Here is a 12,910-nt window from a genome sequence, read left to right as displayed (position 1 = left end):
TTAAGCTTGAAACGCTACATATTTGTCGCCAAGCAAATTTTTAAAATAAGTGCGGTTATATAACATGCTAGGATGGGACGGATAAAAGTTAAGCGCCGTTTCATTATGATGATTTGCTAACTCGTGTTGGCCAAGGCGATCGTAACAGAGTGCCAATTGGAGATGCGGCAGCCAGGTATAAAAAATCCCATTTTTCATCCCCATCGAATCGTTATCCCGTGGCAGCTGTATCGCAAGCTCATACCAGTATGTTGCTGGCTGCAATTGACCCTTTTCCAAAAGAAGGGCCCCAAGTCGGCAGCAGAACTCTGAACGTGGTTTATCGTACTGTAACGTTCTGCATAATGCTTCATATGCGCCGTCTTTATCCCCCAGCCGTTCCCGGCATTCGGCAAGCCTTAAGCAAGCTTGAAAATTATCTTCTATCCAGCCCTGTCCACCCGCCAAAAACAGCTCGTAGTATTTGCAAGCCTCTTCATTTATAGCATGATCCCTTAATTCATTCGCATAATAATACTGATCCCTTGGAGAGAATGTTTCACCCTCAGCCACTCTTTTTTGGTAAATCCGCAAATTACGGTCTGTATATTCCTTATCCTTCTCATGGGTAATACAGACATCACTACTAAAGGAAGGGCCACTTACCTCTAGATACTCATGTACTGGGCCAATCCATTGAAAATTACAGCTCCGGCGAACAAGCCGGTTCCGACGCAAGCTGGCTGTGACATTTCCCGCCTCGTCAAAAGCCAAATTATATTGCATGTTCACACTATGGATATGTTTTGGAAGAATCTCTTTCAGCTTCTTAAACAGAATCTGATCCGCTACCTTTATATAGTCATCCGCATCCAACCACAAAATGTATTCCTGTGTAGCTTTACTGAAGGCAAAATTACGCGCGGCACTAAAGTTATCGATCCATTCGAAATCATAAATCACAGCTCCGAAGGACAATGCGATCTCTTTTGTCTTATCCGTCGAGCCTGTATCCACGATAATAACTTCATCTACAAGACTTGCAACGCTAGATAAACATCTATGCAAGCTTTTTTCTTCATTTCGTACAATCATACATAAACTAATCGTGACCATACTCGCCCTCCTAAGCGTTTTATTAAAGATTTCTTTCTATATTGATATGCAGGGTTAGTGAAATGGAATCCTACACTTGCTTTTTAGAAAGACGTAGGTGCTATTTTTTGTTATAATCAAAGCAATGCGTTGTTTATGAATTCAGACATATATAAAGGGGACGTTACCATGACTCAAATTATTAAAACTCTAACTATTGCAGGCAGCGACTCCAGTGGTGGCGCAGGCATCCAAGCGGATCTAAAAACATTTGAAGAGTATGGTACCTACGGCTTCAGTGCCTTGACAACTATCGTTACAATGGACCCGGACAACGGCTGGCACCATAATGTTTATCCAATTGACGCCTCCATTGTTGCTGAGCAGCTAAAAACTATTTTCGCAGGCGGCCCGGTAAATGCCATGAAGACAGGTATGCTGGGAAGCGTTGAAATCGTGCGTGTTGCTGAGCAAGCGATTAAAGAAAATCTACAGACCAATGTAGTGATTGATCCGGTCATGGTCTGCAAAGGCGAAGATGAGGTTTTAAACCCAGACAGCGCGGAGGCTATTCGCGATTTACTGCTGCCACTAGCTACTGTGGTTACTCCAAATCTGTTTGAAGCTGGCGTTCTTTCAGGTCTTGGCAAGCTTTCTACGCTAGAGGACATGAAAGAAGCTGCTCGTCTGATTCATAAGCTCGGTGCACGTAATGTCGTGGTTAAAGGCGGCAAAGCACTCGGGGGCGATCAAGCGATTGATGTCTTCTTTGACGGTTCTGAGTACACCGTATTTCAAACAGCCAAAATCGAACCCGCTCACAATCATGGAGCCGGATGTACCTTCGCCGCAGCCATTACAGGCGGTTTAGCTAACGGTCTATCCGTTCATGAAGCTGTAGCAAAAGCTAAGGATTTTGTCTCTGCAGCCATCCGTAATGGATTTGCATTCAATGAATATGTAGGACCTGTATTTCATGGTGGCTACCGTTTAGAGCGCTAGAACCTCTGAGCTTAAGCTCCAGAAACATAAAATGGCAGTCCAGATGCTGAAATTCAGCACTGAACTGCCATTTTTTTATGGTGTAAGGATAATTAATTAAACCCTGGAAAGTCACTCAGATCGGAAAGACGGATGAAAAATACGATAAAAGCTAACACACCAAGCAAAATAATCGGAAAGCATTGTTTGAACGAATCTTTTGCGCGAATATGAGTCAGAACTCCACCAATAGCAGTAACTCCAAGTAAAAGTGCTCCTGCCGCTGCCCAACTCGGCTCCCAGTAACCAACAACCAAAGCTGCCGCGGCGACAAGCTCAACGAGTCCTGTTACCACCCGAAACCATTGTGGTAAACGCCATTTTTTAAAGTTGTCCACATGCATTTTTGAACCCGCTGCTTTTCCCGATCCTGCCATAACGAAAGCAAGTACCAGCAAGCTTTGCAAAACGATGGCTACAATATTCATTGTCATCTCTCCCCAAAATATATTTGCAACAATGACAAGCACATATTAATGCAAAAGAATTCCCTGCTATAAGACAGTGGATACCTATGCTACTCCGCTTCGTTAGTTCCCCCTTGTTATTATATGTGCTTACCTTAAGCACAATACCTACAAAATAAAATTGCAGTGCTGCTGACTGCAACTCACTTAATTATAGTAGCTAAATAAAAAAATAAACCAGCTGTTTTATTATTAAATAAAAATATTAAGAAAAAAACTCTACCCGCTCCATCACATTAGTAATCGTATATTGACGTAAATACTCAATCGTCCGTAGCTCCGTCTCCTGGAGAATCCTTTCTAACTCGACATCGAGTAAGGCACTTGCTCCACACGCCAGATCCACTTCAGGCTCCTCCACCGTTGTACTAACTGCCTCATAAATCTCACCTAATGTAATCTCATCGGCAGATTTCAGAAGCACATACCCACCTTCTCTTCCACCTTTGGACTCTACGATTCCGGCAGTTGCCAAAGACTGCATCACTCTACGCATAAAGGTCGCGTGTGAATTGACTTGGCTTGCAATCATTGCACTAGACAAGATGCTTCCGCTTTTAGCCAGCCAAACGATCGAATGTACCGCTATTTTAAAACGGGGAGGTCCGATGTTCACTCCACGATTAGCTGTACTCATGCCCCATCTCCCCTTTCAACTGCAATTATATAAAGCACATTATAGAGTAAAACAAGGGTTGGAGCAAACCAACAAGGGCACATTCCATTGGAGTATGCCCTGTAATATTCAGCGTTTCTATGATCCATTATTCAAAATTGGTAAACTTAAAACTCTGCTTATGCTTTCGTCCATTCTGATCATTCCACGAAAGTACGACTTCCAATTCTTTAGCCCCATTCTTCACAAAAAAATGGCTAAAACTAACCGTTTCATTCGGTCTCATATCATAGCTAAATGGATCTGTTAAGATGATTTGTTCTTGAAGAGGCTCTTGCACGGGTCGATACAACTCGAAAGTTACACCCATCGTATCTTCACTTATGTTGGTGACTAATAGCTCGTAGCTCTTATATTTTTCCGGTTGTGGAGAAGGCAATTTACTTTTATGAAGCTCCACCGCCCATTTGGTTGTTTCACTCTTTATAGGTAGCACACTTTTAACAGCAAAAATACTAGAACCACCAGTAATCATCAAACACAGAACTAGCAGCGTCAGTACAAACTTTCGGTTCAATGCTCATGTCTCCTCGCTATAGGGATGCGTTTAAGATTTTACGAACACTGATTTTTTATACGTTTTTTGACAAAAAAAAGTACTCGAATTAAAATCCGAGCACTTCATGCACATTATTTTATTAAAATCGATAAGGCACTTTTTGAGGCTAAACGGAACGATAAATCTTCTTTACCTTGCAAGCTCACTGTTACATTCTCATCCTTCTCACTATCGTTGAACAGAACAACCGCAATTGAGTGATCTGTATTCTTAAAAGCTACGGAACGAATTACTTCCTGATTAGTGGAAGCATCAATACGCACAGACTTAGGACGAATGAATTTGCTGAAGTGTGCCAGTGCATAGTAGTCCAGCGTATACGTAAGTTCTTTAGTCTCTTGGTTAACCGTCACAACACCGCGACAGGTACTTTTGCCAAAGCCCGGTACAGTTGGACCGTTCTTCTTATCTAAGGCCATATTCCACAAGACAAAGGATTTACTATGGTTTCTAAGAATATCAATCCCTGTTCTCATTACATTCGAGAAGGCTTGTTCAAACGGAGGAATCCATTCTCCACCAGAACCTTCTGTAAAATGCACTTCTTTATCTGCAAACGCCTTCAGAACCTCTGATTGTGCTGACGCATTCCCACCATACCAGTGCCAAGCTACACCGTCTACTTCATCTTTTGCATAATTCAGCACGGTTAGTGGATAATCCGGACGATCCCAGTTGTGGTCATAGCAGAGAATTTTTGTGTTAATGTTATGTTTCACGAAGCTGGGCTTCAGATAGTTTTTAATGAAATCTCTTTGCGCCTCTGGCAACATTAACATACTAGGATAGTGCTTTGGTTCAAAAAGAGGCTCGTTCTGCGGGGTTACCGCATAAGTTGGCAGACCGTGCTTTTCAAATGCTTGAATGTATCGTACAAAATAATCGGCATAAGCCTGGTAATATTCTTGTTTAAGTTCACCGGCGATCATCGATCCGCTAGTCTTCATCCAGCCTGGTGCACTCCAAGGCGAAGCCATCAGCTTAATCTCAGGGTTAAGTTCCAGTGCTTGTTGTAACAAAGGGATAATATCAGCTTCATCGTGTGCGATGGAGAACCGAGTTAATTCCGTATCGGTTTCCTGTGCAGGCATATCGTCATAGCTATAAATAGATCTGGCATAATCCGATGCTCCCATTGGATTTCTTAGTACCGACAAGCCGATTCCATCTTGGGAATGAAAAAGCTTACTCATGACTTCTTTTTTCTGTTCATTGTCTAGCACTTGGTTAATCAAATAGGCGGATGAATCTGTAAAGGATGCCCCGAACCCATCCATTTCCTGAAAGGTTTGATTCTCATCAAGGTTTACAGTGGTGACTGTCTCATCTGAAGCTATTGGAGTTAATTGTTCTAGTGTTTGCTCTACAAACAATTCGTTCTCCCCTGTAGATTGATAAATTTTCAGTTTTGTCATGTTGTTTCCCTCCACTTTTCTATATATCTTGCTGTGTTGATCACTCCTGTAATGATGAGGCCCCGGCAAAGAGGCCCCGTCCGACTGCTGCTTATTTAAGACCTAATTTTTCTTTGTTATTCTTCATTTTTTCAGTACGAATTTCTACGATCTTATCCCAGTTGTTTTCATTCAAGAATGTTTTATAAGCAGCCAAAGTGCTTTCAAATGTAGCATCATCCTTTGAACGAATTAAACTTACAAGAGTAGTATTCCAAGTAGCATCAATTGCAGTGAGACTGCGCGCTTCAGGCGTGCCTTGAGCAGGGTTGATATTTTCCAGAATGAAGTGAGGTTTCATCTTTCCTTTGCCCCATTCTTGCATTTGTTTAATCGACTCTGCGAATGCATCATTACTCAATGCTTTATCACGGTCATGTCCGAAGAACATAAATTCGCCCATCCGGTAATCTTTTTTAAATTTATCCGCATTGTTCAATTGAAGATCTTTGATTTCAGGTAAGAATTCAATTTTACCGGCTTCGTTAACTTTATAGGTCTCTCCTTCAATACCGTAGTTCATAAGCTTCTGTCCTTCTTCACTAAGCAAATACGTGTATACTTGAATGGCTTTAGCAGGGTCTTTAGCCTTTTTAGTAATGAAACTGATCATCCAACCAGTAATTCCTGACTGATTCAACGTTGGCTCATGTCCTACTGTGCTTTGCGGTCCATCAATAGCGATATATTCTTTGCCTGGATTTCCAGTCATGAAGATCTGCAGGTTACCACTTTGTTGAGGCGTTCCATCCAGCAGCAGCGTTGCATATTTACCTGATTTTAATTTTTCTTCAAAGCCTGTTCCGTCATCAGCAAAACTGTCATCACTGATGTCACCATTTCTGTAGACTTCATTTAACGTTTTTAACCAAGTCAAGTAATCCTCATCCAGGTTACGGTTGTAGAATTCACCATTTTCAGTTTCCATCGGTACGCCGATGAAGTCCTGTAGTACATCTCCCAAGGAACCAGTACCTGTACCAATGGAGTTAAATCCAAACGGAATCATTTCTGGGAACTGCTTTTTGATTTGTTGCATAGCACTCTTGAATTCTTCCGGAGTACCAATGGTTGGTTTTCCAATCGCTTCGTAAACATCCTTACGGATGACAAATGCTGTTTTCGCAGGAATGTTACCGCTGTCATAATCGTTTTGAGTATTCGAGTAGTTAGGATAGCCATAAGTCTTTCCATCAGCTAATTGGAACCAGTTCATTGTATCTTTTGCAGCTACTTTATTGAAATAAGGATCGTATTTATCTGCCAGATCATTCAAAGGCAGCGCCCATGTTGAAGCTTTTTGTACCACAGGAGAGTTGGAATCAAGTACAGTCAACAAGTCAGGCATTTCGCCACCAGCAAAAATAGTATTTAACTTCGTGTCGTCCCCAGTAATAAATTTAATATTGATATTTAAATCCTCTTTAATTTTCTTTGTAACGAGATCCTTGCCGAAATCAGTATTCCACCAATCTGCATTCACGTACCAAGTAAGATCTGTAGTCTCTTCTTTTGTATCCAGCTTCCAAGCCGGTGTTTCCGGGTCAATCGTATAACGACCTTCAATGGAGCTCAGTTCTTTGCTGGAATTATCAGAACTCCCCTTCGATCCACAACCGGTAAATACCAATACAACAGCCATAAGCGCAGTACAAAGTTTGAGTCCTTTTTTCCCAAATGCTTTGTTCATTTCTTGTTTCCCCCTAAAAAGTTTTGTAAGTACAGGAAGTGTAGATCTAATTGTGCTAGCTACACTTCCGATGGATCACTTCGCACATAAGTGTTTGCTATAAAAAAACCTCCTAACTTTCTATTCTTTAACCGCCCCCATCATCATTCCTGAAATAAAGTACCTTTGTAATATTGGATACATCACAACAATCGGCAAAGTTGTAATGACAATTGTTGCTAGTTGAACCCCTTTAGTCGTAGTTTCGATAATGGCAGATCCACCGACATTTTGCATGGATTGCGTTTGAGACTGAACGATGATTTCATAGAGCTTCATCTGCAGCGGATAGAGTGCTTGATCGGTAATGTATAATTTGGTGGTCATAAAGTCATTCCATTGCCCAACCCCGTTAAATAACGCAATAGTAGCCATAGCCGGCATAGAAAGAGGGATAAATATCTTTAGGAAAATACGCCAGTCACCTGCACCATCGATTTTGGCTGACTCTTCAAGTGAATCCGGAACGTTTCTAAAGAAGTTCATTAGAATAACCACATCATAATAACTGAATAAGGCCGGGATAATATAAACCCAAAAGCTGTTCAATAGACCAAGTGACTTAATCAATAAATACGTAGGGATCATACCACCCGAGAAGAACATGGTGACAACACCCATGGCAACGTACAGCTTGCGGCCACGTATGTATTTTTTACTCAACCCATAACCGATCATCGCGCAAAAGAATACGTGGGTAATGACACCGATGAACGTTTTGGCAATCGAGACCAGGAATGCTAGACCAATCGTCTCGTCTTTAAATACAGCCCGATAATTTTCTAAGGAGAACTCAGGAGACCAAAATATAAATCCGCCTTCCGCGAGAGCCTTCCCTGAACTTAAGGATGATATGACCACATTCCATAAAGGAACAACGATAATTACAGTACAAATACAGAGCAAGATAATGTTTATGGTATTAAAGATTCGACTGTCGAGATCTTCTTTAGCTACCGTCCGATTCACAGAAATGCCTCCTTTTACAGAACTGATTGATTATCATTTAATTTGCTAGATACTTTGTTGGCACTAATCAATAGGATCACTGATACGATGGAGACACCTAAACCAACAGCGGTTGCATAAGAGAAGTCACCTTGCGTCATACCCATTCGATACACATAAGAATTAATTACTTCTGCTTTTTCACGGTTCTGAGAATTCATCAAGACCAAGGTTTGATCTAGATTCGATCCTAATAAACCGCTTACAGTCAGAATAAGGTTTAAACTGATAATCGGCTTCATGTTAGGGAGGGTAATATTCCAAATTTGTCTCATACGACTGGCCCCATCTATTTTGGCAGCTTCATAATAGGTAGGATCAATTTTCGACATGATGGCTAGGTATAAAATCGTTCCCCAACCCGCCTCTTTCCAAATATCCGATAACGTTGCAATCCACCAATACTTGTTCGCATCGAGTAAAATATTTACCGGTTTCGAAATGATTGCTAAATTGAGCAGGATTTCATTAATCATTCCGGATGAAGAGAACCAAGCAATCAACATCCCGCCCAGAACGATCCATGACAAAAAGTGGGGTAAATAAGAGATCGTTTGTACTAATTTCTTAAAGCGTCCAGCGCTCAACTCGTAAATCATAACGGATAGAATAATAGGAATAATAAAACCTATGGCTAATTTCAGAAAGCTGATCCCCAAGGTATTTACTACAGCATCCCAAAAATATTTGTCTGATAATATAATTCTGAAATTATCAAGCCCAACCCATGGTGCAGAATCGAGCGTATCAATTACGGTGTAACTCTTAAAAGCAATCGTCAATCCGTAAATAGGAATGAAACAAAAAATAATCATAAAAATAATTCCTGGAATGATCATGGACTGGATTTCCCATTGTCTCTTATAATCAATCACAAATTCTTTGACCCTCTGTCCCATAGGTTTCTTACTACTCATTGGATTCTTCCCGTTCACTGGCACTACGGCTAATTTATCCACGTTTTTCTTCTCCCCTCCAAATCATGATCCCCAAAACAATAAAAACGTTTTTATTTCTTCGAAAAAAAAACCTCCTAAAAGCAACAAAATTATCAAGCATAAACGCCTTGAGCGTCTTTATCATGACGATATGCGTTTAAGCGAGAAATATAAGATATAAAGTATAGGTGCAAACTTATACTTTCTTATATTTAAAAAAAGATCGGATACCCTCTTGTTGCCCTTCTTGAAAGCATTAGTACCGATCAATCTTTACTTGAGTAGAACCACGTACAATCAATTCGCCTGTCAATTTCATCATTTCGCCTTGTTCCTTCTTCTGAATCATGCGAACCAGGTGATTAACGGATAGAATACCTTGTCTGGCAATTTGATTTCTTACTGTAGTTAATGGCGGTGAGAAATACTGTGCAATATCAATGTCATCAAATCCCATAACGCTTATCTCTAACGGGACTTCGTATCCATGCGATTTCAAAGCTTGAATACATCCAATAGCGCTCAAATCATTCCCTGCTAGAAAAGCATCCGGTATTTTATCAGGACTCAAGTGAACTAAAGACTTGATAGCGTTATAGGTGCTCTCTTCTTCAAAATATCCTTGTATAATATACTCTTCGTTCGTTGGAAGCTGATATTGCCGCAAGGCGGCCAAGTATCCTTCTTTCCGCTGAACACTGTCATACATCTCATCCACACCAGATATGTAAGCAATTTTCTTATGTCCCAGACTGATTAAATATTTGGTTGCTTCGTACCCCGCTTCAAAGGAATCGAAGATCACGCTTCCCATCGTATCATTCTTAAGCGGTCGATCCAGAAACACTGCTTTGATCTTATCTTTCACCATTGCAGCTATTTCTTCTTCATCAATTCTCATCTCTTCGTAGATAATGACACCATCTACACGCCGGCCTAGAATATTGCTCATAATGACTTGTTTATCCTTTGTAACAAATACATTTAGCCCATAACCTAACCGATCACATTCACGAGACATGGACTCCACCAGCTTATAGAAGTATGGACCCGATACACTCGTCGTAAAAAAACCTAGCATTTTAGTTTTTCCGTTCCTTAGGAGCTTGCCATTTAGGTTCGGAACATAATTTAATTGCTTCGCGACCTTAAGAACATGTGATTTCGTCTCCGGGTTTAATACATCTACGTCATTTAATGCGTTAGAGACCGTAGAAATGGAGACTCCTGCCTCTCTGGCAACATCTTTAATAGTTACCTTTTCCATAATGATTCAATCTTCCTTTACGAATAAAAACGTTTTTATAGATTTAAATTAACATAAAAACGTTTTCATTACAATATGTTTTTTTATTTTTTTTATTTTTCTATTTCGAATTATTCATAATAGACTCTGAACACCATATCTTGCTCATAGTTCCCAAATCCACGTCCGAATAATGTTAATCCACCTCTTCTACGTCCGCTATCCTCTGCACTTAAACGAAATGTCCACTGGTCCTGTTCTACAAGTACATCATCAAGTGTCACCGCTGATATTTGCTGCCCATCTATAAATGTTCCACCTGCATTAATCCGCAGCACCTTCAGCAAACCATATTGGTTAACATCTGAATTCCACCAAGGAGGGGTTAATCGTCCTCTAGTTAGGCCGAAATCTCCTGGACTTGTCCATTTCCCTAAATCCCGTCCATTCATAGAAAAAGCAATATCCGAAGGCCATTTCTCATTTACATGCGGAGCCTCAGAACCGATCTCCATAGAAATTTCTATCTCCTGCACGACCTGATCCTTAAACAGATAATTAGGAACCTTATATTCGATATACCCTTTAGCAAACCATAAAATACCAGCGTTCACTCGCTCTGGGTCCAGGAAATAACGTGGATCATCATAATATCCGATTAACTTGTCTGTAGTTGCAATTCCGCAAGTAGGTGATGCCTGAACATCAGTATACTGTCCTACAGGAATCGAAACCTCAACAACCTTTCTAGCGATTCCCCGAGAACCTGATAATTTAATCTGCAGGTAGTTGGTAGACAATGAACAGTACTTATATGTCCCTCCATCCACACGTCTCATTTTAGAGCTAATCAGACCTGCTTTTTGCAGCTTGGCAACATGGGTGCTAACTATCGCACTGCTTAGATAGAGTTCGGCTGCCAGCTCTTTAATATGCATTTCTTTGCGGTCCAGTAGTTCGATTATCCTTAGCCTGACTTCACTTGCTAGTGCTTCGTAGACCCGAAGCGATTCAGTATCTGTAGTTAAGTGCATTCCGTTATCCCCTATGCCTTTGAATTAGTATTTTTACGAATCCTAAATTATTTGATTGCTTATCATATCTTATTCTAAGTACTATGTAATCATAAATCGCTTTATCAGTTAATGATAATATTAATTCTACTTAAGGGAGATATGTATTCATGACGATTAAATCCACAATGATTATTGACAAGGATTTTAAACTATCAGAAGTAGACACCCGAATCTACGGCTCCTTCATCGAGCATTTAGGCAGGGCCGTATATGGTGGTATTTATGATCCAGGTCACCCTACTGCAGATCTCAATGGTTTTCGAGGAGATGCCATTGAAGCTATCCGAGCACTAAATGTTCCTATCATTCGTTATCCCGGCGGAAATTTTGTATCCGGTTACAACTGGGAAGACGGTGTTGGGCCTAAGAACGAACGCAAGCATTCCCTAGAACTAGCTTGGTGGACAACAGAAACGAATCAAGTGGGCACTAATGAATTTGCTGATTGGGCTAAACTCGTTGGCTCTGAAGTCATGATGGCGGTTAACCTGGGCACTCGCGGCATTGACGCAGCTAGAAACCTAGTAGAGTACTGCAACCATCCTTCCGGCTCCTACTATAGTGACCTGCGAATTTCCCATGGATATAAAGAACCTCATGCCTTCAAGACCTGGTGTCTGGGTAATGAAATGGACGGCCCTTGGCAGATTGGCGCTAAAACAGCGGCTGAATATGGTCGATTAGCGAACGAAACAGCGAAGGCGATGCGCTGGGTAGATCCAACCCTAGAGCTTGTGGCATGCGGCAGTTCCGGCAGCGGTATGGACACTTTTGCAGAGTGGGAAGCTACCGTGCTAGATCTTTCTTATGAGAACGTAGACTACCTCTCACTGCATACTTACTACAACAACAACGAAGATGATACTCCTAATTTTCTAGCCCGCTCAATGGATATGGATCACTTCATCAACAGTGTAGCTGCTACCTGTGATTATATTCAAGCTAAGAAAAAGAGCAAGAAGAAAATTAATCTTTCCTTGGATGAGTGGAATGTGTGGAAGTCGCAAGGTAGCAGTCGTGCCGAAAAGCATTGGCAGATCGCTCCACCCGAATTTGAAGATGTATACACACTAGAAGATGCACTGGTCGTGGGCTGCTGTCTCATTACATTACTAAAACATGCGGATCGTGTAAAGATGGCTTGCATCGCTCAGCTTATTAATGTTATTGCCCCTATTATGACTGAAAATGGCGGTCCCCTGTGGCTTCAGACCACTTATTATCCATATCTGCATGCATCCCTATATGGCCGTGGAACCGTGCTTCATCCGTTGATCTCCAGCCCTAAATACGATTCTAAAGATTTTAGTGATGTGCCATACTTGGAAGCCATTAGTGTATACAACGAGGAGCAGAATGAAGTTACTGTCTTTGCTGTAAATCGTCATTTATCCGAGGGACTTGAACTGGACGTGGACCTACGCAGCTTTAATTCCGTTAACATCATAGAGCATATTGTGCTGAAACATGAAGAGATTAAAGCTGTAAATACCAAATCCAACCCCCATAATGTAATACCTAGCCAAGGAAATGCAACATTTGAAGGTGGACATGTGAAGGCCCTTCTCGCAAAAGCATCCTGGAACGTGATCCGTCTCCGGGTGAACAGCTAGATAAGCGCACATAAACGCCCCTTGAATCT

At 41.2% G+C, this 12,910-nt stretch carries 12 protein-coding genes; 2 read left to right on the top strand and 10 right to left on the bottom strand.

Annotated elements, in window-relative coordinates:
- Window positions 1-1,095 carry a glycosyltransferase family 2 protein gene (locus R50345_RS11165; RefSeq protein WP_042126539.1) on the bottom strand — a complete coding sequence of 365 codons (1,095 nt, stop codon included), beginning with the start codon at window positions 1,093-1,095 and terminating at the stop codon, window positions 1-3.
- A gap of 168 nt (window positions 1,096-1,263) precedes the next feature.
- Here R50345_RS11165 and thiD point away from each other — a divergent pair, with 168 nt between their 5' ends.
- Window positions 1,264-2,076, top strand: a complete 813-nt coding sequence (thiD, locus tag R50345_RS11160; RefSeq protein ID WP_042126537.1) for a bifunctional hydroxymethylpyrimidine kinase/phosphomethylpyrimidine kinase — start codon at window positions 1,264-1,266, stop codon at window positions 2,074-2,076.
- Between the two features lie 92 nt (window positions 2,077-2,168).
- Here the strand turns inward: thiD and R50345_RS11155 are convergent, their stop codons facing one another.
- The 9 genes from R50345_RS11155 to R50345_RS11115 form a co-directional block, all read right to left on the bottom strand.
- Entirely contained in the window at window positions 2,169-2,543 is a 375-nt protein-coding gene (locus R50345_RS11155; RefSeq protein WP_042126535.1) for a DoxX family protein, read from the bottom strand.
- Window positions 2,544-2,787: 244 nt separating this feature from the next.
- The gene (locus tag R50345_RS11150) at window positions 2,788-3,219 is read right to left on the bottom strand and encodes an RrF2 family transcriptional regulator (RefSeq protein ID WP_042126534.1); all 432 of its coding nucleotides are present in this window, start codon (window positions 3,217-3,219) and stop codon (window positions 2,788-2,790) included.
- Between the two features lie 127 nt (window positions 3,220-3,346).
- On the bottom strand, window positions 3,347-3,775 hold the full coding sequence (locus R50345_RS11145; protein ID WP_042126531.1) for a hypothetical protein: 429 nt from the start codon (window positions 3,773-3,775) through the stop codon (window positions 3,347-3,349).
- Window positions 3,776-3,888: 113 nt separating this feature from the next.
- The gene (locus R50345_RS11140; RefSeq protein ID WP_042126529.1) at window positions 3,889-5,232 is read right to left on the bottom strand and encodes a glycoside hydrolase family 30 protein; all 1,344 of its coding nucleotides are present in this window, start codon (window positions 5,230-5,232) and stop codon (window positions 3,889-3,891) included.
- Window positions 5,233-5,323: 91 nt separating this feature from the next.
- Entirely contained in the window at window positions 5,324-6,961 is a 1,638-nt protein-coding gene (locus R50345_RS11135; protein ID WP_042126527.1) for a type 2 periplasmic-binding domain-containing protein, read from the bottom strand.
- A gap of 120 nt (window positions 6,962-7,081) precedes the next feature.
- Window positions 7,082-7,969, bottom strand: a complete 888-nt coding sequence (locus R50345_RS11130) for a carbohydrate ABC transporter permease (protein WP_042126526.1) — start codon at window positions 7,967-7,969, stop codon at window positions 7,082-7,084.
- 14 nt (window positions 7,970-7,983) lie between these two features.
- A complete protein-coding gene (locus tag R50345_RS11125; RefSeq protein ID WP_042132078.1) occupies window positions 7,984-8,925 on the bottom strand; it encodes an ABC transporter permease in 942 nt (313 codons plus the stop codon).
- Between the two features lie 277 nt (window positions 8,926-9,202).
- Window positions 9,203-10,213: a LacI family DNA-binding transcriptional regulator gene (locus tag R50345_RS11120; protein ID WP_042126523.1), complete on the bottom strand. Its 1,011-nt coding sequence runs from the start codon at window positions 10,211-10,213 to the stop codon at window positions 9,203-9,205.
- A gap of 110 nt (window positions 10,214-10,323) precedes the next feature.
- Window positions 10,324-11,226: an ArsR/SmtB family transcription factor gene (locus R50345_RS11115; RefSeq protein ID WP_042126522.1), complete on the bottom strand. Its 903-nt coding sequence runs from the start codon at window positions 11,224-11,226 to the stop codon at window positions 10,324-10,326.
- Between the two features lie 149 nt (window positions 11,227-11,375).
- On the opposite strand from R50345_RS11115, the gene arfA reads away from it, so the two are divergent.
- Window positions 11,376-12,881 (top strand): arabinosylfuranosidase ArfA, encoded by a 1,506-nt coding sequence (gene arfA / locus R50345_RS11110; RefSeq protein WP_042126521.1) that lies wholly within the window; start codon window positions 11,376-11,378, stop codon window positions 12,879-12,881.
- Window positions 12,882-12,910: the final 29 nt, after the last annotated feature.

The organism is Paenibacillus sp. FSL R5-0345, assembly GCF_000758585.1.
GTDB lineage: Bacteria > Bacillota > Bacilli > Paenibacillales > Paenibacillaceae > Paenibacillus_AQ.
The sequence above is the reverse complement of the archived record's forward strand: the minus strand, read 5'-3'. Positions and strand labels throughout refer to the sequence as shown.

Excerpts from the sequence above, each read along its gene's own strand:
- R50345_RS11165 (WP_042126539.1), bottom strand. The coding sequence starts at position 1,095 with ATGGTCACGATTAGTTTATGTATGATTGTACGAAATGAAGAAAAAAGC.
- R50345_RS11115 (WP_042126522.1), bottom strand. The coding sequence starts at position 11,226 with ATGCACTTAACTACAGATACTGAATCGCTTCGGGTCTACGAAGCACTA.
- thiD (WP_042126537.1), top strand. The coding sequence starts at position 1,264 with ATGACTCAAATTATTAAAACTCTAACTATTGCAGGCAGCGACTCCAGT.
- R50345_RS11125 (WP_042132078.1), bottom strand. The coding sequence starts at position 8,925 with ATGAGTAGTAAGAAACCTATGGGACAGAGGGTCAAAGAATTTGTGATT.
- R50345_RS11140 (WP_042126529.1), bottom strand. The coding sequence starts at position 5,232 with ATGACAAAACTGAAAATTTATCAATCTACAGGGGAGAACGAATTGTTT.
- R50345_RS11135 (WP_042126527.1), bottom strand. The coding sequence starts at position 6,961 with ATGAACAAAGCATTTGGGAAAAAAGGACTCAAACTTTGTACTGCGCTT.
- arfA (WP_042126521.1), top strand. The coding sequence starts at position 11,376 with ATGACGATTAAATCCACAATGATTATTGACAAGGATTTTAAACTATCA.
- R50345_RS11155 (WP_042126535.1), bottom strand. The coding sequence starts at position 2,543 with ATGAATATTGTAGCCATCGTTTTGCAAAGCTTGCTGGTACTTGCTTTC.
- R50345_RS11120 (WP_042126523.1), bottom strand. The coding sequence starts at position 10,213 with ATGGAAAAGGTAACTATTAAAGATGTTGCCAGAGAGGCAGGAGTCTCC.
- R50345_RS11150 (WP_042126534.1), bottom strand. The coding sequence starts at position 3,219 with ATGAGTACAGCTAATCGTGGAGTGAACATCGGACCTCCCCGTTTTAAA.